This window comes from Sorangiineae bacterium MSr11367 (genome assembly GCA_037157805.1).
In the GTDB taxonomy this organism is placed as follows: Bacteria; Myxococcota_A; Polyangia; order Polyangiales; family Polyangiaceae; genus Pendulispora; species Pendulispora rubella.
The window spans coordinates 5,756,587-5,780,179 of sequence record CP089983.1; the positions used below are offsets into that span (position 1 = coordinate 5,756,587).

Below are 23,593 nucleotides of genomic sequence, written 5' to 3' on the forward strand. Positions count from 1 at the left end.
GGAGTTGCCCAGCGGCGAGCTGCAGGTTCGCATCGGAGGCGAGCTCGTCGACGTCGACCGTGTCTCGCTCCCCGGCCGCGGGCTCATCTCCGTGCGCGTCGACGGCCAGGTCGTCGATCTCACGACCGAAGGGTCCCCGCCCGACGTCGGCGTCGTGGCCAGCGGGCACCGCTCCTACGTACGCGTGGTCAGCGAGCGCCAGCGCGCCGCCGACGCGGCGAAAAAGACGGGCGGTGGGGCCAGCGAGAAAATCCTCAAATCGCCGATGCCGGGCCGCGTCGTGAAAGTGCTGGTCCAAAAAGGAGACGAGGTCGCCGCAGGCCAGCCGCTGCTGATCATCGAGGCCATGAAAATGGAAAATGAGCTCCGCGCCAAGGCGCCCGGCACCGTGGCCGACGTGCACGTTACCCCGGGAACCGCCGTCGAAGGCGGCGCCAAGTTGGTCACGTTCGCGTGAGGCCCCGCATCCCTCTGGTTCACGCGCCGACCCCCATCGTGCGCTCCAAGGCGCTCTCGTCGATGCTCGGCGTGGAGCTGTACATCAAACGCGACGACATCACCGGCGGCGCCGAATCGGGCAACAAGCTGCGCAAGCTCGAGTATCTCCTGGGCGACGCCCTCGAGCATCGCACCACCTGCGTGATGACCTGCGGCGGCGCCCAATCGAACCACGCCCGCAGCACCGCCATCGCCTCGGCGATGCTCGGCCTGCGCAGCATCCTCTACCTCCGCACCGGCGAAAACCACGACGCGCTCCGCCGGGACTACACGGGCAACGTCCTGCTCGATCGCCTCGTCGGCGCAGAAATTCGCCCCATTTCGCCGGAGGACTACCGCGATCGCACACGCATCATGGGCGAAGCGGCCGAGGCCCTGGCCGAGGACGGCGAGCGCCCGTACGTCATCCCCGAGGGCGGCTCCAACGGACTCGGGGCCTTCGGCTACGTGGAGGCCATGCACGAGACGCGCATGCAGCTCGATCACGGCATCGCCGGTGGCGCGGCGGCCTTCGACCTGGTGGCCCACGCCTGCGGATCCGGCGGCACCGCGGCGGGCGTCGTTCTGGGCACCGCGGAATACGAGGTCGCCAAACACGTGTGGACCTTCGCCGTCTGCGACGACCGCGTACACTTCGAGCGAGAAATCGCCCGCATCGTCGGCGAAGCGCGCACGCTCGAGCCGTCGTTGACCCGTGAGGCGCCCCTCACCGTCGACGACAGCGCCAAGGGCCCGGCCTACGGCGTCATGAGCGAAGAGCAGCGCGCCTTCTTGATCCGCGTCGCGCGGACGGGCGGCATCCTGCTCGACCCGGTCTACAGCGGCAAAGCGCTGTTCGGCCTTGCACAAGCCGTTGCCCGCGGTGCCATTCCGCGTGGGGCGCGCGTTCTCTTCATCCACACCGGCGGCCTCCCCGGTCTCCTCGCGCAAGGGGCCAACTTCGAAGGCGCCATATGACGGCGGCGAAGGCCACCAAGCCGCTCGCGCAGGTGGCCAAGCCGCTCGCCTCGGCCCTGGCGCTGCAGGCGGGCATCCTGCTCGTCGGCGCCCTGCTCCATCGCAACGCCATGGGCGCCTCCGCGGTGCAGGCGGCGGCCGCCGAATTCGGCGCGGGGCAATTCGGAGTCGCCTGGTCGGATCCGCTGCAGAAGGCCCCCACGTCGAAAGCCATCGTCCTGCGGGCGCTGCGCGGTGCGGGCTATGCGCTCGGCCTGGCCGTGCTCCTCGTGGGGTCGGCCCTGCTCACCCGTGCGGCCTCCTTTCACGGCGCGGCCCACGTTGGCGTTCTTCCCCTCGTGAACGGGCTCATTGTCTCCGTGCTCCTCGCCGTCCGTGACGAGCTCATTTTGCGCGGCATGGTGCTGCGCGCCCTCGACGGCGCCGTCCCGCGCGCGGTCGAGCTCGTCGTTTGCGGCCTGGTGGCTGCGGCGGCGGTCTGGGGATCGAAGGAAGGCGCCGCGCCGGCGCTCGAAATCGTGGCCGCCGGGGTGTTCGGCGCAGGGTTCGCGGTGCTTTGGAAGATGGACCGCGGGGCCTGGATGGCCTGGGGGGCCAACGCCACGTTCCATTACGTCATGACGACCCTAACGCACGGCGCCGTTTTCGATGTTCGCGTTGCGCAAGGTAGCTGGGCGCAGGCCGTCCTCTAAGGGTAGGATCCCCCCGTCATGGACGACAGCGTTGGACGACGCAGCCCCCGATCGCTCACGCCGGAGCGTCGCGCGTCCGCGCAGCAGCGCTCCGACCATACGCACGATCCCGGGGGCGAGGAGTTCCTCTTCCATCTTTTCCGCGGCAGCGAGCTGCTCCAAGACAGCCGCGTTCACGAGGCCAAAGAAGAGCTCGAGCAAGCCCTCCTCCTCCAGCCGCGCGATCCCAAAGGGCAAGATCTCCTTGCCGTCGTCTACTTCCGCATCGGCCACTACCCCCGGGCCATTCAGATCTACGAGCAGCTCAAACGCGACCATCCCGGGCGCGCCTCGCTCGGCCTCAACCTTGCGCTCTGCTACTTGAAAACCGGCCAGGCGCAGCTCGCCCGCGAGGAGCTCGAGGAGGTCGTGCGCCTCTCGCCCGATCACCGCCGCGCGTGGGGCTACCTCGGCCTCGCCTACGAGCGCCTCGGCGACTACGACAAAGCCGAGCTCTCGTTCGAACGCGGCGGACACTCCGCCATGGTTCGCCGCATGATGCAGCGCCGCGGCGGGCGGCCGTCCATCGTGTCCGTCTCCCCGGAGCTCGGGTACTCGATACGACCTTCGGATCCCGCGCGGGATTCGCGCGAGCCGCCGAGGCGCTACAGCGAAAGTGGCAAACCGCCGAGCCTCGGCGCCACCGTCACGCCCGTCCCCCACAGCGAAGCCATCGAGGACGTGCGCGCGGCCGCCGCAGAGGCTTTCGAAGAGCTGGACGCGGGCGAGCTCTCGTTTGTGCTCGCCCAAGCCGAGACGCGCCGGCCCGACGGCGAAATGTGGCACCCCGTGGAAATCGGCGAAGCCATTCGCTTTCCCGCGCACATGCCCGGGGCATCGAGCCTTCCCGCTCCTGCATCCGCCCCGGCACCGGCGCCGAGAACGGTGCCGCAGATCCTCGCCGCCGCGCGCATCGGGGCCCCGGTCGATCGCAGCATGGCCGCCGCACGCGATGCGGGGCACGTCGTGGTTTCCCTCGCCAAGCGCGAGAACGAAGAGACCGCGCCCCCGTTCGCGATCCGCTTCGACGCACTGCGAAGCTACACGGGCGCGCTCTCCGCGAGCGTCCTCGAACGGCGCGGTCGCGGCTCGAGCGATGCCTTCGGCGGGATCTCTGCCACCGTCATGCAGGTCACCGGCGACGGCCTTCTCGTCCTCGCCCCACGCGCGGGACGCAGCGCCCTCGCCTCCACCCTCGGCGAGGACGACGTCCTCTTCTTGCGCGAGGATGCGATCCTTGCCTTCGATCTCACCATGCCCTTCGAGAACGGAAAGATCCTGCAGGATCCCATCTTCGTCGCGCAGTTGAAGGGCCCGGGCCCCATCGCCTTCGAGTACATCGAGCCCCTCACCACCTTGGAGGTCACCCCTTCGCAGCCGGCGACTGTGCGTGGCCCTTCGGTTCTCGGCTGGATGGGCCGCCTCGCCCCCGAGAGCATCGCGCCCGGGGAAGCACCGGGCGGCGTGCGGGGTCTCATCAGCTTCTCGGGCACGGGAACCGTATTGGTCGCCGGACGATGACGGTCGAACATGCCAACCCTCGGACTCCTGGCCAGCCGACGGCGCCGCGGGACACGAAGGAGCACCGGAAAGAGCTTCGCCGCACCCTGGCGCAAGATGCGGTGAACCTTCCGAACCTCATCACGATGGCCCGCATCGTGATGATCCCCGTCTTTCTCGTGCTGCTGGATCGTCAGACCCCGGTCGACTGTTTTTGGGCAGCCATCGTCTACACCCTGGCCGCCCTGACCGACGCGCTCGACGGCTATTTGGCGCGAAAAATGGGGGTTGTTAGTGTCCTCGGAAAGTTTCTCGACCCCCTGGCCGACAAGCTCATCGTCATGGCCGGACTGGTCTGGATGGTCCCCATGGGCCGAATCCCCGCCTGGGTGGTCGTCGTGCTGCTCGGGCGTGAAATCAGTGTCACGGGCCTGCGGAGCGTCGCAGCCAACTCGGGCGTAGTCATCTCGGCGGGCCGCGAAGGCAAAACAAAAACAGCGCTCCAAATGATTGGGATCATCGCCCTCGTTCTGGGTTACCCCTATCATCTGGCATACTTGGGTATCGATCTCGGCGTAGTCGACCTGGTCCACGTCGGGCGTTTGCTCGTGTATCTTTCGCTTGTCTTTTCGGTCGCCAGCGCCGCCCAGTACATGCAGCTTTTCGGGCAGGCGGTCGAAGCCAAAGAAAGCAACCTACGCGACCATTGAAGCCCGAAAATCCGAAGATGTGCGCACAGTCTTTGCTCTGGCTTGCGCTCCGGCGCGAGCTACACTCGCGTCCGCGTTGAACCGATGACGACGCACGCCACACCGCAAGCCTCCGCAGTCCCCAAGTCCGGCCTCGATGCTGCCGACCTGGACGCCCTTGCGCGCTCGTCGAGTCCGGCGGAGCCCGCGACGAAGAGCCGTTGGGCGTGGACGGGCCTCGGGCTGGTGGGGGTGGTCAGCATCCTCGTTTTCTGGGCTTTCGACGCGCTCCCCTTCCAGGATCTGCCGGCGCACGCGGGCCTCATCGCATTGCGTCATCGTTTCGCCGAGTCGCCCTTCGACCAGCGCTTCTTCGTATTGGCCCCCCACCTCGGGCCCTATTCGCTGTTTCGCTTCATCGGCGAACAGGTCACGTCCATGTTCGGCCCCCTGGCGGCGGTGCGGACGCTCGGGACCTTGCCCCTGGTGGCGACCCCCGCGGCGCTCCTTTTCGCGCGTAGGCGTTTGCACGGCGACATGTCGCCGACCATGGGCTTCATGGGCATCGTCCTCTCGTTCGGGCTGATGACCCTTCTCGGTTTTGCCAGTTACCTGCTCGGTCTGGCGGTCATGCTTTTCGGCCTGACCTTGTGGCTCGAGCTGCTGCTCGCCGCCGACCGGGGTGAAAACACGACGGCGAAAGAGCTGGTCATGCTGGCCGCCGCGCCCCTCATCTTCATCGCGCACGGCCACGCGTTCATCCTGTTCCTCGTGCTGGCTGGCCTCGCCACCATCGTGACCGGCCACCGGCGTCAGCGTCTGCTGCGCCTGCGCACCCTCGTTCCAGCGCTGTCCCTCGCGGCCTACGTGGCCTGGTTGGAGCGCGCGTCGACGATGCCGGCTGGCTCCGTCCACGTCAGCGCGAAGAGCCTGGAGCCGCATTTTCAAGGGCCGTACGACAAGTTCACCCTGCTCATCACGCCCACGTTGATGACGCGCACCGGGATCGACTTCGTCATTGGCTGCGTGGTTTGGCTGCTGGTGGTCCTCTGTACCGTCGCCACGGTGCGGAAGCTTCCCCGCGCCGCGGGCGTGGACACCGATGGGAGCAGCGCCCATACGCGCGCGCTCGTGGCCGGAGCCATCGTCATCGGAGCAATGTTCCTGGTGCTTCCCCATGCCATCGGCTGGTTCGGTTTCGTCGATGGGCGGCTGGTGCCACTGGTTCTCTTCCTCTGTCTGATGGCGATTCGTCGCCGCTCTCTGGATCGCTTGCTGGCAACCTCGTTGGACTGGATGGCGCCAGCCCTTGCGACGGGGATGGCGCTGGTAGCACTGGTGGCGTCGTACCGCTTTCAGAACGAGGCGCGCGGCTACCATGAGATCTTGGCGGCCGTGCCCAGCGAGGCGCGGGTGCTCAACGTGCCGCTCGATCCGAACAGCGACATTTTCACGGCCCACCCCTTCGTCCACTACGACAAACTGCTCTTGACCGAGCGCCCCGCCGTCGTGAGCGACATCTGGTTCCACCAGGGCTCCGCGCTCTACCCGACGAAAGAGAACCCGTCGCTGCGCCTTCCTTCGAGCTACAGCGAGAGCGATCTGCACGGGGTCGACTGGCCGTCCTATCGCCTCGGCGACTGGGACTACGTCCTGATCCGCACGCGCCCCGAGTCCTCGGCCCCCGCCACGCCCGAGCAGCTATCGCTGGCCGAGCACCGCGGCGGCTGGTGGCTGTACAAGACGCTGTAGACGCGCCGAGCGCCACATGGAGCGCCGGCATCTTGCCATCGCGCTATGGAGCGCCGGCGCTCCATAGGCGCCGGCGATCCATTCAGGTGCTGATCTGCGGGTGCTTCACGGCCTTCTTGTTCTTCTCGCTGTCCTTCGCCGGACGGAGATGGCCGAAGAGGTAGATGCCGCCCATGAACGTCGTCCACGGCCGGAAATAGCGGAAGGTCGTGTACCACTGCAGGGCCTTCGGGCGCTCGGCCACGGGGCGGAGGCCGCACGCGGCCGCGTGATCCTGCGCGTGCTGGAACGCGTCGGCGATGCGCTCTTCGACGATGCGCGGGTGCGCCCGCTCGCGCGCCACTTTGGCGGCGGTCTGACCGAGGCGGCCACGCCGCTTCGGATCGCGGATCAAGCCGAGGGTGGCCCGGGCGAAGGCTTCGTCGGCTTCGTCGATGCTCGCACCGCGGTGGCCCGGGGCGAGGAGCACGCCGTTGACGCCGTCCTGGATCTGCGAGCTCACGCCCATGCCGTCCGCAAACGCGACGGTCGGCGTGCCGCACCAGAGGGCCTCGCCCATGACGTTGCCGTAGGTTTCGCTGAGCGACGCGTGCACGAACAAGTCGGTGTACGCGTAGTAGTCGGCCATCTTCGAGAAGGGCACCTCGCCCGGGAAGAACACCCGGTCGGCCACGCCTTGTTCGACGGCGACGCGCTTGTAGTACTCCGTGTCGGGCCCCTGCCCCAGCAAGGTCAACGTCGCATCGGGCTCCGCCTTGGCGATGTGCCGCGCGAAGATGCGAATCAACCGGTCCTGCGATTTTTCACGGGTGTGGCGCCCAGCGCACAGGAGGCGCGGACCACGCGAAAGCCGGCCGCTGCCGAGGTGCTCGTACGGGTCGGCCCCGAGGGGCTTGTCGAACATGTCCGGCTGGACGGCGCGGGGGATGACGTGAATTGGCGCCGTGACCCCGCGTTCACGCCAGTAGCGGCGCAGCCCCTCGGAGAGCACCACGAGGCCGTCGCTCTCGTTGTAGATGCTCGCGAAAAGCTCCTCGTACGGGCGGCGCAGGAACATCTCCAGGCCTCCGTGGACCGCCTCGATCTTCGAGAGCTTCTCGGGCAGCAACACGTCGTACGCGGCCGCCAGGTGCGTCGTATTCACGATGAGGAGCGGGATGCCCTTCATGCGACGCAGCCACAGGCCGAATTCGACCAGCAGCGACGTGGTCTGCGCGAAGACGATGTCGAAATTCCAACGATCCGCATCGTACACCCACGATGCGAGTGGAAGTGGGATGTGCACTCCCGGATACGTCTTCAGTGGAAGACTCGGAAGCGACACCGTGCCCGGCGCGAGTTCCTCCGGTCTGGCATCCGGATCGTGTGGACCGATGACTGTGACTTCGTGACCACACCGACGCAATTCCTGATACAGAAAGCGTGTCTGAAACGCTGCACCGTTGGCGTACGGGATCCGAGTGAAGTCACTGAGAATCGCTACCCTCAAAGGACGCCCCTGTCGCGCGGCCAAGCGCGCGAATGGAGGCAGGTCCTCGAGGACCGTTTCCTCCTGCTTTCTCGCGTTACCAGCAGGAATTGGCGCTTTAGATGCCTCGCCCTTCGCTGCCGTTTTCCCGTGCAATCGCACCACGGTTGCGCTCGCATCGACCGGCCGGACTGCTGCGGCCGCCGGCTCGCCGCTTTGGGCGATGCCGGTTGCAGAACGCGGCATTTCACTTGCGGAGTCGTGGGCATGAAGGTCGTCGACGTGACCGAGTTCTACTCGATAAGGGGAGGCGGAGTTCGAAGCCATCTCTCGGAGAAGGGACATATTTCGTGCCAGCTGGGCCACGACCATTGGGTCGTCGCGCCGGGGGAGAAAACCACGCTCCAGGTAGTGGAGAAAGATGAAAATGCAACCGGGCAGAGCAGACTACAGTATGTAGGCGGACCTGCGCTACCTTACGACCCCACGTACCATTTGTTGTGGCGGGTGGATGCGGTTCACCGTCTCGTTCGTCAAGAGCGGCCCGACGTCTTAGAGATTCACTCACCCTACGTGGCGGCCGGGTCGTCGCTCTCCCTTCCGCGTAAGTACTTCGGTATCCGCACCTTCGTCTGGCATGCAGACTTCATCGACACGTACCTGCGCGGTGCTCTCACGCGCCGGCTTTCTCCGTCGACGGTGGACGTCGTGGTGGAGCCGCTCTGGGCGTGGGTGCGTACCATTGCGAACGGCTGCGACGCCACCTTCGCGGCATCGCGGTGGCAGGCGGAGAAGCTGACCGCCCACGGCGTTCGCGGGGTCACGTACCTCCCCTTCGGGGTCGACAAGGGCCGCTTCACCCCCGGCGCCCGCAACGAGGCCGTGAAGGCCGAGATCCTGGGCCCGCGCGCGGGCGCTGGCGGTCCGCTTTTGGTCGCCATCGGCCGCTTCGCCGTCGAGAAGCGGTGGGACGTCGTGCTCGATGCCTTCACCGCCCTGCGCGAGGAGCGCCGTCGCAAAGGCCTGCCCGCCGCCACCCTGGCCGTTTTCGGGGATGGCCCCGAGCGCGCCGCCATGCAGGCGCAGGTAGCCGGCCACGACGATGTGCTCTTTTTCGGCTTCGTGAAGGACCGAAATCGGCTCGCCAGCGTCCTGGCCAGTGCCGACCTGCTGATCCACGGATGTCCTTACGAGACGTTCGGACTGGGCATCGCCGAAGCCGTGTCCTGCGGGCTCCCCATCGTGGTGCCCGACGAGGGCGGTGCGGCCGAGCAGGCCTTGCCGGGTGCTTCGGAGATTTACCCCACGGGGGATGCCACCGCGTGCATGCAAGCGACCCAGCGGCTCCTAGGGCGCGATCGCACGGAGGTGCTCGCCTACGCGCGGCGCGCCGCGGACCTCGTTCCGAGCGTCGAAGATCATTTCAAGCACCTCTTTTCGATGTACGAGGACCTGTCGAAGAGACGACGTCAGTCCCCACCAAGGAAAAACCGCCGTGAGCGTTCACGTATCGATCCACGACGTTTCGCCCGCATTCCGTAGCGAAATCGAATTTGCTCTGGAGATGTCGCACGCGCGCGGCGTCAAGCCGGCACTCCTCGTCGTTCCGAACTTCCACGGTGAGCATCCTCTGGAGGAGGACGCGTCGTTCTGCGCACGGCTTCGCGATCTGCAGGCCGACGGCCACGAGATCTTCCTCCACGGCTTCTTCCACGCCGCCGGCGCCCCCCGCCTTCGCGACGACAGCCGCCCGGGCGGCACCTTCTCGCGTTTCTTCGCGCAGCGTGTCGTGTCGGGCGGCGAGGCCGAGTTCAGCGATGTCTCCGCCGACGAAGCGCGCGCGCGCCTCACCGAAGGCGAGCGCATTCTGTCCAAAGCGGGCCTGCACATCGACGGATTCATCCCCCCCGCCTGGTCCATGCCTCCGTGGATGCTCGACATCCTGGCCGAGCGCCGCATCGCGTACACCGAGGATCACCTCTACATGTACGCCCCCGCCGCGCGGCGCAAGAAACCGAGCCTCGTTCTCAACTACGCCAGCCGCACCCCGAGCCGGCTCTTCTCGAGCGTCGCGTTCTGCCGGCTCGCGAAGCCCGCGAAAGCCTTGGTTCCCGCGAGAATCGCGATCCATCCCGCCGACATGCGGTTCCGACTATTGCGGCACGAAGTGCAGCATCTGTTGAAATGGGCCGAGGGCGACACCGTGGAGCGGGCCACAGCGCTGGTTTGAGCTGAACGAATAGAGAAGAAGAAAACCGCCAGGACGCCAGGGTCGCCAGGGGCTCCGACGGAAACGGCAATAAACCAAAATGAGGGTTTATCGTTGGTTCACCCTGGCGATCCTGGCGTCCTGGCGGTTTCTGCTCTAGCCGTTACCCCGCCGCCGCGCCCGTGTCCTGCCGCGGCGCGTGCGCCTCTTCCCTCTTCTTCTGCGGCCAGATGTGCAGGATCGACGGCAGCACCAGCAACGCGGCAAGGAGGCACAAAACCTCGCCGGACATCGCGAGTTTGCCGAAGGATTGGAGCGCCTGGTTGTCGTTGAAGAGCAGCGCGCCATAGCCCACGGTGGTCGTGTAGCTGCAGAGGGCGACCGCACCTCCGGTGCGTTTGAGCGCGGAGGTGATGTCGCCGCCGAGCAAACGCGAACGATCGAAGACGTTGAACGGATACTCCGAGCCGATGCCGAAGGTGATGGGCAGCGCGATGAAGTTCAAGAAATTGAGCTTCATGTCGATGAGCGCCGCGCCGCCAATCGTCCAGAGGACTCCCATCACCAGCGAGCCGATGACCACCACGAACCCACGCAAGCTGCTCGTGGCCACCAGCACCACCAGGCACACCGCCAAAAACGATGCGCCCGTGGCGAGTGGGCCATCGCGCTCCATGGCGTGGATGATCTCCGCGAAAATCGTCGACCGACTCGCGGTCTGCACCACCGTGCCGTTGGCCAATTTGACGTTGTCCGTCGTCTTGGCGATGCGAAGCGCAATGTAGCCGTCGGAAAGCGAGATGTTCTGCGGCTTCACGTAGAACACGGTGCCGAGCGTCCCGTTCGACTCCTCGAAGCGGCGGCGAAGCAGCGCGGGTAGATCCTTCGCCGCCACCGGCGCGAGCTCCTCCGGCGGCTTCACCTCCAGCACGCGCTTGCGCTCGTCCTCCTGCATCGACGCGAGCACCGCCGGAGTGAGGCGGTCGCGAATGCGCTCCAGCACCTCGAGCTTCTTCTTTTGGTCCTCGAGCGTGCCGGGAAGCAGATCGTCCACCGTCGTGACATCGGCAATGAGCTTGCCTTGCGGATCGGCGGCGTCGTTCTTGAAGATCTGCTCCTTGAGCATCGGCACTTGCTCGGGCGAGTCCGCGAGCATCAAGGCTCCGGCGATGTTCATCTTGCCGCCGAAGACATGCTCGGCCTTGGTCGACCAGCTTCCCGCACCGCTCGACTTCGACCCGCGCGAGCCCAATCGATCGAAGTTGTACTCCCACGGATCGTGCAAGTAGCCCGGCAGCTTCCACGCCGTCACCACGCAGAGAACGGCCGCGATGCTCACGAAAATCCACGGACGACGCTCGGTCACGTTCGCGATGACGCGCATCAGCGGCCCACGGCTTCCGTCACTGTTGATGCGCGGCGACGGATCGCGAAGCCACGGCGGCAGCCGCTCCTGGATCCACTCCAGGATGACGATGAGCGCGGGCACCGTCGGGATCATCGAGAGCCACACCAGCAGCATCCCGACGAAACCAATGAGGCCGAATTGGCTGAAGCCACGGAAGTTCGTAATGACCAACGAACCGTAGGCGATGCCGCCCACGCTCGCCCCGACGAGCTCCGCGCGGAACGCGTTCCACACGGCATCGCGCCGCGCTTGCTCCGGCGGCAGCCCGCGGGCCCGAAACTCGCGGTAACGCGACAGCAGCACGATCGGGTAGTTGATGCCGTTGCCCAGGATGATGGCCCCGAGGAACGCGCCCGACGTGTTCACGTAGCCGTACGTCACCATTGCGAACGAATAGGCCGCGCCGATGCCCACGAATGCGGGCAAAATGATGATGAGCAGCGACCAGAAAGACCGGAAGAAGACGACCAAGCCCGCGAGAATGAGCACCAGCGCCATGCCGGTGGCCCACGCCGCATCGCTCATGATCGACTGCCGCTCCTCCGTCGCGTTGGCGATGGCACCGGCGAGACCGGCCTGCATCTCCGGGTGGAACGACTTCGGGTTCACCTCGGCGACCATCTTCTCCACCATGCGAAGCAGCGCTTCGCCGTTGGCGTCGCCCATGCCTGCGGTCTTCGAGATGATGCGCAAGCCCAACATTTTTCCGTCGGGCGTCGCGAAGTAACCCGTCGGGAAATCGTCGCTCTTGTTCGCCTTCTGCTGCCAACGATCGCGGTACTGGTCCAACCCGAGCGCGGGTTTCTTTTGCTCTTCGGCGGGCTTCTCCGCCGCTTTGGCCGCCGCCGAGCCTGCAGGAGCAGGGCTCGCAGGATTGGCGTGCGCGGGCGCTTTTGCCGCCGGTGCGGGCGCGGGAGGCTCCTCCGCCGAAAGATCGGTCACCATGCCGGTGCCGATGGCGATCTGATGATCCAGCGTGTTGTCGGCGTCCTCCAGATCCTTCAAGTCGGCGTAGAGCCACTTGTTGTCCTGGAAGAACTTGCGCACGTCCTTCGTGCCGGTCTCCGTGTACGCGATGAGATCCGGACCACAGCGCGTGGCGCGGCAGGAGGCATCGTCTTTACACTCGGCGAGGCAGGCCTTGTGCTCCGCCATGGTGACGTCGAGCTTCGCCGACATCGCGTCGATGAAGCGCTCGTTCGCGCCGCGGTCCGGCGACTCGACGACCACGATGAGGTCGGCCCCACCCCCGACGCGCCCGAGCTGGTGTTCGAACGCCTTGAATCCCTCGCTGTCGCGCGGGAGAAGCTCGAGAAGGTCCGTGCGCAGCTCGAGGTGCGATGCGTAGCTCCAACTCGCCACGATGGTGGCGATGGCGAGCATCAGGACGATGACCGGGTTGCGTCCCGCCCAGTCGACGGATTTGGCGACGATGCGTTTGATCAAGGAGACGCCTCGAGGTTCTCTACGCTTTCACCAAAGCCGGCCGCGAGAAGGATCTGATTCTGGATCTTCTTGGCCTGCCGTTCACCGCTGAATTCGCGCTCGATGCGCGCCCGTGCCAGTTTACCCTGCTCGGCACGCAGCGCAGGGTCGCGCATGTACCGAACGAACTCCGCCGCCAAACCTCGCACTCCGCTGTCGTCATCGCTTCCGCTTTCGCGTCCACCGCCTTGCACGTCTCGTTCCCGCGGTAACCGAACGAGGGTGCCGGTAATTCCGTCGGCGAGCATTTCCGCAACGCCGCCCACGTCGAACGCAATCACGGGCTTGCCCATGGCCATCGATTCGATGACCGCTCGGGGCAGCGGATCGGGGTACACGCTCGGCACGACCGCGACATCGAAGTCGGCCACGTACGGCTTCACGTCCGCGCGAAAGCCTGCAAAGTGCATCCACTTCTGGATGCCCAAGCTTTCCGCGAGCGCGCGGCACTCGGCCAGGTGATCGGGGCGGAAATCCTGCGGCGTATCGCCGATGATGACGAAGCGCACCCGGTCCTTTTCGGCGGGTGACATGTCCTTCAGGGCGATGCCCGCCGCGCGCACCATCTCGATGTAGCCTTTGCGGCGCAAAATCCGGCCCTGGCTGCCGAAGACGATCACATCCGGCCCGAGGCCGAGCTCCGCCCGCAGCGCCGGGGTCACGCGGGACACGTTGAACTCTTCGACGTCCAGCGCGTTGTGGATGACCGAGACCTTCTCCGGGCAGTGCGGAAACAGCGCCGCCGCCGCCCGCGACACGCACACGATGCGGCGCACCCCGCGGCTGGCCGCCAGCCGATCGTGTAGCGGGGCGACCGCACTCGGCAGCGACGTGTATCGGACGTGCCACAGGGCGGGCACACCGGAAGTTCTCGCCAGGGCGCCCCCGGCGAAGTCCGCGTTGGTCCCGTTGCAATAGAGGAGGTCGAAGCGGCCGCGTCGCGCCAGGGCACTCAATCGCGCGATGGCCCGCGCACCGCGCACCACGTTGCCCGCAAGGCGGACGCCTTTGAGCGGCAGCGCGGCATCGAAGTCCTCGCGCTGCATGGGGCGATTCCACGGCTCGATGGGGTTTTCGACGAGGTTTTGCTCGAAGAACAGGTCGTCGACCACGCCGCCTTGTTCATAAAGCTCCCCGATGACCCCAGGGCGCGGCAGGACCACCGCGCGGTGCACCACCTTCGGGTCGAGGAATTTCAGAATGTAAAAGAGGCTGCGCCCCGGACCGCCGTTGCGGGCAGTGTCGTTGATGAAGAGAACCCGGACTTTACGACCTTCGAGCCTTGCCAAGATGGCAAGGTCCTATAGCAAGGCCCGGGCGCGCTCCACTCAAAAAGCCGAACCGGGCATGACCCGCGAGTACGGGTTGACCACGGAATCCTCGAAGCGCACGGTCTCGGGCGCCTTTTGCGGCATCCGGTGCAGGGCCTCGATGGACGGGGACGTCCGCCCATCCCACGAATGGGTCGGGCTGAACTCATGCTTCACCTGCACGGCTTCCTTGGTGAAGTGCCAGGCCACGAAGAGCTTGTTCGCCACGTGCTGCATTTCCGGCTGCATCGTGAGGTATTCCGTGTCCGCGGTAAAAACGTTCTTGTTGGCGAAGCACGCCTCGAACACCGTGACGGGTTCCACGGTGCCGCGGTTGGTCGAGCGCTCCGTGTCCTGGATGATCCGGATCCGCGAGCTTTTCACGGTGGCGAGCCGCCCCTGGTCGTTGGGCGAGGCGAAGGCCTCCAGAACGAAGGTGGAGTCCTTCACACGCGCGGCCGTATCCGACGTCTGGCCGCTGACGCACACCTCTTTTCGGTCCGCGAGGGTGATGCGGAACGAGTCGCCCTGGCGGTTGTTGACCGTCGGGGGCGCCTGGGCGAGCTCGGGCGCAACCGTGAACGGGTTCTGCGCGAGGGGCGCGGATTTAAGGTCCGTCTCGAAGGATGCACGGTTGAGGCATCCGACACTCCCCAGGGCGAGGAGCACGAAAGACGAGAGCGCGAGGGGGGAAGCAAAAGCGGGGCGGTGCATAAACCCCACACGATACCCGTTTGGCCGGACTCGACCAATAGGTTCGTGCGGTCCGCTTACAGATTTGTATCGTTACCTTTCCCTACATCGTCATCATCATTATCTGGCCCTTCGAGCTCCGAGAGCGCCATCCTGGGGAGCATCTCGGGCACGAGCGAGGTATCCGACAGGGCCGCGGCGATGGCTTCGTCGAGCGATGTGCCGTCGCCGAGCGGAGGAAGCACGAGGGCGCGCGCGATCATGGCGCGGCCGCCGAGGACGAGGCCCTCGTACAGAGCATGGCCAAAGATGAACGGGCGGCCTCCGTGGGGCGCGATGACGCCGCCCTCGTCGATCAAGGCGAGAGCGTCGAGCTCGCGGGTGCGCGCGTTGGGCAGGCGCGTGGCCGTGGCGGGCACACGCGCGGAGATGGCCGCGTATTGGCGCGCGTGAAGGGCTGCCTTGGCCGCAGGAAACGCAGCCCAGACGAGCGCGTTCAGAAAGTCGTGCCACTGGCGGGGACGGGTGGGCACCCGCTTGGTGAGCGAGATCGTCCCGTCGTAGAGCGTCTTCACGTCGATGGTGACGGTCTCCCCGCGCGCCTCCCGCCGCTTGCGGCGCGTCTTCTTGGGGATTTGCACCTCGAAGGTGATGGGCGGGGGCGTCTCGCCGAAGGCCCGCACGTACGTCTCGACATCTGGCCAATCCGGCTCGTCGCGAAAGGCCGACGCCGCCTGGGCGATGGGCCAAAACAGAGGGTCCCTCTCGTAAAAGCGCGGTGCGAAGCACTTGGCGTCCGGCTCCGTGCGGCGCGCGCGGAGCGTTCTCGGCGTGCTACGGTCCTCGTCCCGGCGAAGCATGGCCCCAATCTATCTCATTGTTTCCATCGACTGCGAATGCGACAAAGGCCCCCAGTGGCGCTCGCAGAGTCCCCTCGCCTTCACCGGCGTCACCGAGGGCATCGCGCGCCGGCTGCAGCCGCTTTTTTCGCGCTACGGCGCCAAGCCCACGTACCTCCTTTCGGCCGAGGTGATGCGCGATCCGGCGAGTGCGGACGCGCTGATGCACCTCGAAGGTGACCACGAGCTCGGCACGCACCTCCATGGCGAATACGCCGAGCCCGACGCCTTCGAGCCCGACGTCACCTCGGCCTTCCAGCGCGACTACCCGCGCGACGTGGAGGCGGCCAAGCTGCGGTACCTGACCGAGCTTTTCACGCGCACGTTTGGCCGCAAGCCCACGAGCTTTCGCGCGGGCCGCTTCGGCATCGGGCCGCACTCGGTGCCCATCCTCGAGGAGCTCGACTACCTCGTCGAGTCCAGCGTCACGCCGCACATGGACTGGACCGCCAACGGCGCGCCGGGCCTCTCCTTCCGCGATGCGCCCACGCAGCCGTACCACCCGGATCCGCACCAGCCCGGGCGCCCTGGAACGAGCCGCATGCTCGAGGTCCCCGTCACCATTCGCCCGCCCCGCGTCGGCCGTCTGGGCTGGCTGGGCGCGCGGCTCGCGCAAATGGTCGAACCGCGCTGGCTGCGCCCGACGCGCAACAGCGCCGAGGCGATGGCCGATCTCGCGCGGGAAGAAATCGCGAGCGCCCCGCCCGGCAAGCCCGTGGTGCTCAACGCCATGTTCCACAACGTGGAAATCATCGCCAACGGCAGCCCTTACGCGAAGAACGAGCGCGAGGCGCAGGCGATCCTCTCGCGCCTCGAAGGGCTGCTCGCCTTCGCGCGGGCAGAGGGCATCAAGGTCGTCGGGCTCTCGGACGCGATGGACGTTTGGTCGTGAGCGGACGCGCCATCGTTCGCACCACCCTGCTGCTCCTGCCGATGCAGATCGTCTTTCGCGCGGGCGAAGCCATTTTGCCTTGGCTGCTCGCGGTCTGGTTCGGCAGCAACAACGCGACGGACATCTACACCCTCACCTTTGCGGCCTTCACCTTGGCCGCCTCGCTCATCTTCGGCATCTTCCAGGATTCGGCGCTCGTGCCCATCCTGGCCGAGGTCAAGCTCACGGATCGCGCGGCGATCCCCCGCATCATCGGCTCGATCCTCGGGCACACGTTGCTTTTCGGCAGCGTGCTCGCCGTGGTGGTGGCGCTGCTCGGCCTCGGCTGGTTCTCCTTGCACTACGAGGGCAGCGACTGGCTCCTCGGTGCGCGCATGGTGCCGTTCTTCGGCGTCTTGCTCGTGGCCATGTCGGTCAAGACGTTCTTCTGGGCCGTCCTCAACTCCGACCACCGCTACTTCGCACAGCCCGTCGCGAGCTCGATCAGCATCGTCGCCACCATCACCATCATGGGCACGTTCCGTCATTCGCTCGGCGTGCTCTCCATTCCGATTGGCACCTTGGTGGGCGACCTTCTCGCGATCTTCGTCCTGGCCACCATCGCCGTGAAATTCGCGGGGATGCGCATCGAACTGACCTTGGAGCGCCCCGAGCCGGTGCTTCGATTCGCGCGCCTCGTGGCCGCCGAAGTGGGCGGCAGCGCGGTCACACGCATCAATCCGGTGGTCGACCAATTCATGGCCGGCCTCGCGGCCGTGGCTGGCGGCGGTACGCTTCTGCGCCTCTCGGGCGACGTGGGGTCGCTTCCCACGTCGCTCCTGCAGGCCGCGCTCCTGCCGGTGCTTCTCTCGCACCTCTCCGAGTACTTCGCCGCAGGCGACATCGCGAAGCTGCGTGCGACCGTAGCCCGCGCGCTGCTCATCGTAGGCGGGCTGCTGGTGGTCCTCTCCTTGATGCTCTATTTGGTACGCGAGCCGCTTTTGAAGTTCGTCTTCCTGCGGGGCGAGATGAGCGCGGCGGGCGTGGACCGGATGATCCGCATTTTGCCCTATCATCTCGTGGGGGTTGCGCCGTTCGGCGTGTTGCTCGTGCTCGCACGGGCTCACGTGGCGGTGAAAAATAGTGGCATCATGCTGGGCATGGGGGCGCTCAACGCTGGACTCAATGCCTCGTTCAACCTCGTATTCCTCAAGGTGATGGGCCTCGAGGGGCTGGCGCTGTCGACGTCGTGCGTGCAGGCCGCCATTGCCGTGGTCTTTTGGTTCCGCTTCGAAGCGAAGATGGCGACCTTGCGCCGCGCTGTCACCGTATGAGAGCCGCATGATCCACGTTCTGCATGTCGTCGTCGCGGGGGAGGTCGGCGGCGCCGAGCGCATGCTCTGCGATCTGGCGTCCCGCCCCGAGGCGAGCGACGCCCTGCATACCATCGCGCTGATGACGCCCAACCCGGCGCTGCGTGAGCTCTTTGCCCGCGCCGAGCTACGCGTGCGCGATCGCTCGGAGACGCGCACGGTGCACGAAGGCCCCCTCTCCTTCTTGTGGAGCACCATCGGTCCGCGCGACGTCGCATGGCTCGTGGAGATCGCACGCGCCGAGTCCGCGCAGATCGTGCAGCTTCACACCTTCGCCTCGCAGGTGGCGGGCACACGCGCCGCCCTGCGCCTCGGACTTCCCGTGCTGCGCACCGAGCACTCCACCCGCGTCTACGACGACCCGAGCTGCTGGCCCTTCTCGCGCTGGTCGCTGCGCCGTGCGCAGTCGGCGGTGTTCGTCAGCGAACACGTACGGCGCGCCGCCTTGAACAAGGACCCCGCAGTCTTTCCGCGCGCACGGGTCGTGCGCAACGGCGTCGACACCGAGCGATTCGCCTATGCGCCACCGCCCGCGCGCGGGCCGTTCACCTTCGCGCTGGTGGGCCGCTTGGAACGGCGCAAAGGCGTCGATCGCGCCATCGATGCCTTGCGCCACGTGGCCGAAGCACGTCTCGAGATCGTCGGCGATGGTGCGGAGCGTGCGCGCCTCGAGACCATGGCCAAGGAATGCGGCGTCGAAGCGCGCGTTCGATTTCACGGCATGCTCTCCGATCCCCGCGAGGTTCTGCAGCGGTCGCACGCCGCGCTCTGCTCCTCGCGCGAGGAAGGCCTGGGCATCGCCAATCTGGAGGCGATGGCGATAGGGCGACCAGTCGTCGCCTCGCCGGTTGGTGGTGTGCCTGAGATCGTCCAAGACGGCGTCACGGGGCTTCTCGCCCTCGACATGAGCGTGCCCGCGCTGGTGCTGCGCATGCACGATGCGGTCAAACACCGCGACAAGATGATCGCGTTCGGCGAGGCCGCGCGAAAATTCGTCGTGGATCGCTGCTCGATCGACGCGATGTGTCGCGCCTACGGGCGCATCTACGCCGAACTTTTGTGAACGCGCACCGACCGTAAGAAATCGGTGCGCCAACCGCCCGAGCGGCGCGTCTTGATCGCAGAAGATGGCGATCGAGGAAAACTGGCCGGTCGCGCTCGCCCAACGCACCCGCACGGGGGCGGTGACGTGGATCGTGAGACTCGGTTTCGCCGCCCTGGTGGCTGGCGTGCTCGCCACCACGGTGTTCGCGTTCGGACTTTTGCACACCCGGCCGTCCATGCCCGGCGAAGCCGAGGTCCTCTTCGAGGCGGCGCGCATGCACGCGCACCTGCCGCTGTTCACCGATCCGCGCGCCGGCGCATTGGAATACGGCAGCTACGCCTCGCGCTTCTACGTGCTGTATCCGCCCATCTGGTCTTGGATGCTGTCCCACGTCCCCGATGTGCTCGCGCAGTCCATCGCCCGCTTCGCGGGGTGTGCGGCATGGTTCGGCGTCCTCGCATGGCTCGCCGTGGGCGCATCGCCGCGCTGCCGGCCCGCCGCCATCGCCGGTGCCCTGTACGTGGCAGGCATCTTCGTGCTGGCCAACTTCGCCACCACGGCGCGCCCGGACGCTCTCGCCGTTGCGCTGGCGGCCCTGGCGCTCGATCGATGCGTGCAGCGCCAACGACTCGATGGCTGGTCCGTCGCGCTGTTTTCCGTGGCGGCGGTGATGAAGCCCAACGTGATGGGCGCCATGGCCGGCGTCTTCGTCGCCTCCGCGATCACCGCCCCGCGCTACACCCTGCGGAACATCGCGGTGGCCATCTTGCTCGGCGCCGCGTGGATCGACGTGCTGGAAATCGCCAGCAACGGCGTCTGGCACGAGCACTTCGTATGCTCGTTCGGACAACCGCGCAGCCTGGCGCGGGCCGCCGCCGGGGCGGTGGACCGGTTGCCACTGCTCGGAGCACTTTTTGCGACGGCTGCATGGCTCGCCTGGCGGCATCGCCACCAACGCGGACTCGGGCTCGCCTTCGGGGCGCTGCTCGGTGCTTTCGCGTGGGCGTGCCTCGCCTTCTCGCGCCCGGGCTCGGCGTCCAATTACTGGCTCGAGTCGTGCGCCGTCTGCATCGTGATCCTCGCGCACGCGCCGCTTCCCGATCTTTCCGCTTGGCGCGGGACCCGTGCGCGCCTCGCCGCCACCGCCTTCGCCGCGCAGGCCATCTACAATGCGGGTGCCGCGTGGGAGGGCACGCTGGAGGCGTTCGCGAAGGAGCCGGCGCGCGCCCGCCTGGCGCAGTTCGCGCGCGAGACCTGCCGCGCCGAACCAAACGACGTCATCGTCGCGGACGAACCGGGCTTCGAGCTGGAGGCGAACGGCCGCATCCTGGCCACCGTCTTCACGATGAACGCCGCCGTGCGCGCGGGGAAGCTTCCGCTCGAAACGGCGGTCGCCGACGCCAAACGCAGCGAAATCCGCTGCGTCATGAGCGCGCACGGAGAATTCGACGCCTTCCTCCCCGAGGTGGGCGCCGTCTTCCGCGATCGATTTCGCTTCGTCAAAGAGGAGGCCGACTGGAAGCTCTACGCGCGACCCTAACGCGGGGGCTCCCCCTCGAGCATGCCGGTGGCGATGGCCCGTGCGAGCGCTTCGAAGCTCGATCGCTCGAAATCGGCACCGCTGGCCAGCCAATCGACGTGGCGCAGGCTGGAACCCGCGGGGCTGGCGTACGCGTCGCGGAAGTGCCCGAGCACGTCGAGATGATCGGCGTAGCCGCACCACACGAGGTCGCCCCAGAGCTGCGAACGCACCGGCACCACGCCATCGTTGGCCCGCGCCCCGGGCGGGCGGCCGAAGGCGCGGGTGAGCATCGCCTCCGTCTCGGCCCCGGCGTCGGGCAGGCAACACGGGTAGCGATCGTCGGAGCGCGCGGTGATGCTGTAAAGGCTGGCGAAAAGCGGGGCGCTGATCACGCTCCACGGCCCGCCGAGCGTGCGCATCCACTGCGTGGTCGTGGGCGGCGGCGCCATCGAGGCCGAGGACTGGTAGCGCACGCCGGGCCGGTTTTCCACGCCCGCTTGAAAGAGGTCCATGGCCTCCGGCGTCACCTGGATGATCGAACCTTGGTCCTGCCGAATGGCCTCGAGGTAAAGGCGCACCTCGCGCCGGCGGGCGTCGTCGAGCACCCGCATCAACGCGTCCGTGGCGCGATCCAGCATGCCGAGCTCGACCCCCAGCGCGCGATCGAGCCGCCCCACCGCGAGCACCAACGCGCTCGCCGCCGCCAGCGGCGGTGCACCCAACGACAGCGCGATGACCGTGAGCGCGCTCACCGCGTAGAGCATGCGTTGGCCGCTGACCGTGGCGAAGAAGCTCGCGAGCGGCGTTCCATAATGCGGCGTGTTCATGGTGGTGACGCTGGCGAGGCGCGGCAACCAACGCCGGCACGACGCGTCGACCGGCAACAGTGCACTCGGGGAGGCTACGAGGCGGGCATCCAGCCCGCCCGTCGAGTGACCCACCAGGTGAATGGGACCGAGAAGATCGTCCCCTTCGCAGGTGCTGGCAACGAGCTCGGCCAGACGCGCGGCGCGGCGCCGCACCGAGGCCGTCGGCGGAACATCGAGCACGAAGGTCAGCACCTCGCGACCGGCCGCGGCGAAGTGCTTCTCGATCGCCTTCTCCAGGTGCGCAAAGTAATCGTACGGGCCAAGACGTCCGAAACCGAACATCCCCGGGGTAAAATACACGCGAGAGATCCGCGTCGAGCGCTCCGCCATGTCTACGCCCTTTTACTCCGACCTGCCGCACCTCCACGAAGAGATCGTCGCCTGTCGAGCTTGCCACAGGCTCGTCGACTGGCGCGAGAAAGTCGCGCGCGAGAAACGCCGCATGTACTCGAGCTGGACCTACTGGGGAAAACCCGTCCCTGGCTTCGGCGATCCGGCGGCCCGCATCGTCTTCGTGGGCCTCGCCCCCGCGGCGCACGGCGCCAACCGGACCGGCCGAATGTTCACCGGCGACCGCTCCGGCGATTTTCTCTTCGCCGCCCTTCACCGCGCCGGCTTGGCCAACCAGCCCACGAGCACCTCGAAGGAGGACGGCCTCGCGCTGAAGGACACCTTCATCGTGGCGCCGGTTCGTTGCGCCCCGCCGGACAACCAGCCGTTGCCCGAAGAAATCACGGCATGTCAGCCCTTTCTGGATCGCGAACTCGCGCTCCTCCCCCATACGCGCGTGCTCATCGCCTTAGGCGCAATCGCATGGGACGCGGTGCTGCGTCACCTCGAACGACGCGGCCTGGCGATGCCGCGCCCGCGCCCAAAGTTCGGTCACGGAGCCTGCGCCACCATCGAGGGCGCGCCGCTCTTATTGGGCAGCTTTCATGTGAGCCAACAGAACACCCAGACCGGGCGCCTCACGCCGGCGATGTTCGATCAGGTGCTGGCGGTTGCAAAGCGGACGGTCGGTTTTGATACACTCAGAAAGAAAAATTCCAAACCATAAAGCTAGATATCGTCTTAGATAACCAGCTATAAGCAGCCGATAAACCTACATTTTCCCCGTATGACGAACAGGTGTCACTTTGGTGCCACACCTCAGCCGAGGGTGTCACCTATTTTTCGCACCGGGTCGATTAAGGGTTCCACCAAAAAGCGCCGCCGTTCTAAGACGGTTCGGTCGCGGCCTGTTTTGGCGCGTCCCGGCCTACCCCGGCCGGAACTGCTGAAGCCGGAGGTGCAGGTTGCAAGGTTCACCCACGATCGAGTTCTCGAAGCGGTCCGTTGCCGTCGCCGCTATCCTCGTCGGAAGTCTTGTGGGGTTGGCGGGAGGCTGCGCCAAGGGCGTTGCGACGCTTGAGGGCGGCCGCGGCGTTCCCGCAGCCGCGCAGATGGAACAGGTGCAGGCGAGCGTAGCGCACGGAGGCGGCAAGGCCCAGAAAGCTGCGGCCGGCAGCCCCCGGCTCGCGCGCACGTTGCTCGGGCGCGTGGGATCGGTCTTCGCGGAGAACACGACGGGCTCGCCCACGGTGCTCGAGCAGTTGCTCCCGGAGGAAGACCGCCCCGTGGCTGGGGGCCTGTGCCCGCCGGACATGGCCAGCATCGACGATCGGTTCTGCATCGACCGGTACGAAGAGTCGCTGGTGGAGATGCTACCGAACGGGGAAGACCGCCCCTTCTCGCCTTATAACGCCCTCAACGGTGAGACCGTGCGCGCGGTGAGCGCCCCCCACGTGGTCCCGCAGGCGTACATCAGCGGGACCGACGCCGGCGCGGCGTGCGCCCGCTCGGGAAAGCGCTTGTGCAAGCCCGCCGAATGGCAAACGGCCTGCATGGGGCCGCAGAAGACGACGTACGGCTACGGGAGCCAACGCGAGACGCGCCGCTGCAACGATCACGGGCGAAGCGCGATGGGCGTCCTCTATGGCTACGGCGCCCCGGGCGACCGTACCTTCTGGTCGATGGATCGGATGAACAACCCGATGCTCAACCAGGTCGAGGGCACCCTCGCAAAAACTGGTGACCATGAGGCCTGCACCAACGACTACGGGGTCTACGATATGGTAGGCAACCTCCACGAATGGGTCGCGGATCCCGCCGGGACCTTCCAAGGCGGCTACTACCTCGACACGCAGCAAAACGGCGATGGTTGCACGTACAAGACCAAGGCCCACGAAATTTGGTACCACGATTACTCCACCGGCTTCCGCTGCTGCGCGGACGTCGCGCCTTAGTCTCCGACTAGGTGCGCGCGGAGCCGCGG

At 66.8% G+C, this 23,593-nt stretch carries 18 protein-coding genes and 2 pseudogenes; 14 read left to right on the top strand and 6 right to left on the bottom strand.

Annotated features, from left to right (window positions below):
• Positions 1–259 precede the first annotated feature (259 nt).
• From LVJ94_21850 to LVJ94_21875, 6 genes and pseudogenes are all read left to right on the top strand, one after another.
• Positions 260–457, top strand: a pseudogene (locus LVJ94_21850) (acetyl-CoA carboxylase biotin carboxyl carrier protein subunit).
• Positions 454–1,455: a D-cysteine desulfhydrase family protein gene (locus LVJ94_21855; GenBank protein ID WXB09860.1), complete on the top strand. Its 1,002-nt coding sequence runs from the start codon at positions 454–456 to the stop codon at positions 1,453–1,455. Before LVJ94_21850 ends, LVJ94_21855 begins: the two are co-directional and overlap by 4 nt.
• Positions 1,452–2,147: a hypothetical protein gene (locus LVJ94_21860; GenBank protein WXB09861.1), complete on the top strand. Its 696-nt coding sequence runs from the start codon at positions 1,452–1,454 to the stop codon at positions 2,145–2,147. Before LVJ94_21855 ends, LVJ94_21860 begins: the two co-directional genes overlap by 4 nt.
• Before the next feature lie 18 nt (positions 2,148–2,165).
• On the top strand, positions 2,166–3,707 hold the full coding sequence (locus tag LVJ94_21865; GenBank protein ID WXB09862.1) for a tetratricopeptide repeat protein: 1,542 nt from the start codon (positions 2,166–2,168) through the stop codon (positions 3,705–3,707).
• Positions 3,704–4,396 (top strand): CDP-diacylglycerol--glycerol-3-phosphate 3-phosphatidyltransferase, encoded by a 693-nt coding sequence (pgsA, locus tag LVJ94_21870; protein WXB09863.1) that lies wholly within the window; start codon positions 3,704–3,706, stop codon positions 4,394–4,396. The genes LVJ94_21865 and pgsA overlap by 4 nt, the downstream gene beginning before the upstream one ends.
• An 84-nt stretch (positions 4,397–4,480) precedes the next feature.
• Positions 4,481–6,127 carry a hypothetical protein gene (locus LVJ94_21875; GenBank protein ID WXB09864.1) on the top strand — a complete coding sequence of 549 codons (1,647 nt, stop codon included), beginning with the start codon at positions 4,481–4,483 and terminating at the stop codon, positions 6,125–6,127.
• A gap of 82 nt (positions 6,128–6,209) precedes the next feature.
• On the opposite strand, the gene LVJ94_21880 is transcribed toward LVJ94_21875, so the two are convergent.
• The gene (locus LVJ94_21880; protein ID WXB09865.1) at positions 6,210–7,841 is read right to left on the bottom strand and encodes a glycosyltransferase; all 1,632 of its coding nucleotides are present in this window, start codon (positions 7,839–7,841) and stop codon (positions 6,210–6,212) included.
• Positions 7,842–7,862: 21 nt separating this feature from the next.
• Here LVJ94_21880 and LVJ94_21885 point away from each other — a divergent pair, with 21 nt between their 5' ends.
• A complete protein-coding gene (locus tag LVJ94_21885; GenBank protein ID WXB09866.1) occupies positions 7,863–9,137 on the top strand; it encodes a glycosyltransferase in 1,275 nt (424 codons plus the stop codon).
• Positions 9,091–9,825 carry a polysaccharide deacetylase family protein gene (locus LVJ94_21890; GenBank protein ID WXB09867.1) on the top strand — a complete coding sequence of 245 codons (735 nt, stop codon included), beginning with the start codon at positions 9,091–9,093 and terminating at the stop codon, positions 9,823–9,825. Before LVJ94_21885 ends, LVJ94_21890 begins: the two co-directional genes overlap by 47 nt.
• 142 nt (positions 9,826–9,967) lie before the next feature.
• On the opposite strand, the gene LVJ94_21895 is transcribed toward LVJ94_21890, so the two are convergent.
• The 4 genes and pseudogenes from LVJ94_21895 to LVJ94_21910 form a co-directional block, all read right to left on the bottom strand.
• Positions 9,968–12,658, bottom strand: a complete 2,691-nt coding sequence (locus LVJ94_21895) for an MMPL family transporter (GenBank protein ID WXB09868.1) — start codon at positions 12,656–12,658, stop codon at positions 9,968–9,970.
• A complete protein-coding gene (locus LVJ94_21900) occupies positions 12,655–13,986 on the bottom strand; it encodes a glycosyltransferase family 4 protein (GenBank protein ID WXB09869.1) in 1,332 nt (443 codons plus the stop codon). Before LVJ94_21900 ends, LVJ94_21895 begins: the two co-directional genes overlap by 4 nt.
• 39 nt (positions 13,987–14,025) lie before the next feature.
• Positions 14,026–14,721, bottom strand: coding sequence for a hypothetical protein (locus tag LVJ94_21905; protein ID WXB09870.1), 696 nt, complete (start codon positions 14,719–14,721; stop codon positions 14,026–14,028).
• Between the two features lie 374 nt (positions 14,722–15,095).
• Positions 15,096–15,560, bottom strand: a pseudogene (locus LVJ94_21910) (DUF3025 domain-containing protein).
• On the opposite strand from LVJ94_21910, the gene LVJ94_21915 reads away from it, so the two are divergent.
• The 4 genes from LVJ94_21915 (at position 15,559) to LVJ94_21930 (ending at position 20,428) form a co-directional block, all read left to right on the top strand.
• A complete protein-coding gene (locus LVJ94_21915) occupies positions 15,559–16,491 on the top strand; it encodes a hypothetical protein (GenBank protein ID WXB09871.1) in 933 nt (310 codons plus the stop codon). The pseudogene LVJ94_21910 and the gene LVJ94_21915 sit on opposite strands and share 2 nt — an antisense overlap.
• Complete coding sequence (locus LVJ94_21920) at positions 16,488–17,804, top strand: hypothetical protein (GenBank protein WXB09872.1); 1,317 nt, start codon at positions 16,488–16,490, stop codon at positions 17,802–17,804. The genes LVJ94_21915 and LVJ94_21920 overlap by 4 nt, the downstream gene beginning before the upstream one ends.
• Before the next feature lie 7 nt (positions 17,805–17,811).
• A complete protein-coding gene (locus tag LVJ94_21925) occupies positions 17,812–18,906 on the top strand; it encodes a glycosyltransferase family 4 protein (protein ID WXB09873.1) in 1,095 nt (364 codons plus the stop codon).
• 64 nt (positions 18,907–18,970) lie between these two features.
• The gene (locus LVJ94_21930; GenBank protein WXB09874.1) at positions 18,971–20,428 is read left to right on the top strand and encodes a hypothetical protein; all 1,458 of its coding nucleotides are present in this window, start codon (positions 18,971–18,973) and stop codon (positions 20,426–20,428) included.
• Here the strand turns inward: LVJ94_21930 and LVJ94_21935 are convergent.
• Positions 20,425–21,609: a hypothetical protein gene (locus LVJ94_21935; protein WXB09875.1), complete on the bottom strand. Its 1,185-nt coding sequence runs from the start codon at positions 21,607–21,609 to the stop codon at positions 20,425–20,427. The genes LVJ94_21930 and LVJ94_21935 overlap by 4 nt on opposite strands.
• Between LVJ94_21935 and LVJ94_21940 the strand changes: the two genes are divergently transcribed.
• Together LVJ94_21940 and LVJ94_21945 are read left to right on the top strand one after the other, a co-directional pair.
• A complete protein-coding gene (locus tag LVJ94_21940; protein WXB09876.1) occupies positions 21,608–22,336 on the top strand; it encodes a uracil-DNA glycosylase in 729 nt (242 codons plus the stop codon). The genes LVJ94_21935 and LVJ94_21940 overlap by 2 nt on opposite strands.
• A 316-nt stretch (positions 22,337–22,652) precedes the next feature.
• A complete protein-coding gene (locus LVJ94_21945) occupies positions 22,653–23,564 on the top strand; it encodes a formylglycine-generating enzyme family protein (GenBank protein ID WXB09877.1) in 912 nt (303 codons plus the stop codon).
• The last annotated feature ends 29 nt before the right edge of the window (positions 23,565–23,593 follow it).

Coding starts and splice junctions, on each gene's coding strand:
- LVJ94_21885 (WXB09866.1), top strand. CDS start 7,863: ATGAAGGTCGTCGACGTGACCGAGTTCTACTCGATAAGGGGAGGCGGA.
- LVJ94_21860 (WXB09861.1), top strand. CDS start 1,452: ATGACGGCGGCGAAGGCCACCAAGCCGCTCGCGCAGGTGGCCAAGCCG.
- LVJ94_21940 (WXB09876.1), top strand. CDS start 21,608: ATGTCTACGCCCTTTTACTCCGACCTGCCGCACCTCCACGAAGAGATC.
- LVJ94_21905 (WXB09870.1), bottom strand. CDS start 14,721: ATGCACCGCCCCGCTTTTGCTTCCCCCCTCGCGCTCTCGTCTTTCGTG.
- LVJ94_21865 (WXB09862.1), top strand. CDS start 2,166: ATGGACGACAGCGTTGGACGACGCAGCCCCCGATCGCTCACGCCGGAG.
- LVJ94_21880 (WXB09865.1), bottom strand. CDS start 7,841: ATGCCGCGTTCTGCAACCGGCATCGCCCAAAGCGGCGAGCCGGCGGCC.
- LVJ94_21915 (WXB09871.1), top strand. CDS start 15,559: ATGGCCCCAATCTATCTCATTGTTTCCATCGACTGCGAATGCGACAAA.
- pgsA (WXB09863.1), top strand. CDS start 3,704: ATGACGGTCGAACATGCCAACCCTCGGACTCCTGGCCAGCCGACGGCG.
- LVJ94_21925 (WXB09873.1), top strand. CDS start 17,812: ATGATCCACGTTCTGCATGTCGTCGTCGCGGGGGAGGTCGGCGGCGCC.
- LVJ94_21930 (WXB09874.1), top strand. CDS start 18,971: ATGGCGATCGAGGAAAACTGGCCGGTCGCGCTCGCCCAACGCACCCGC.
- LVJ94_21935 (WXB09875.1), bottom strand. CDS start 21,609: ATGGCGGAGCGCTCGACGCGGATCTCTCGCGTGTATTTTACCCCGGGG.
- LVJ94_21875 (WXB09864.1), top strand. CDS start 4,481: ATGACGACGCACGCCACACCGCAAGCCTCCGCAGTCCCCAAGTCCGGC.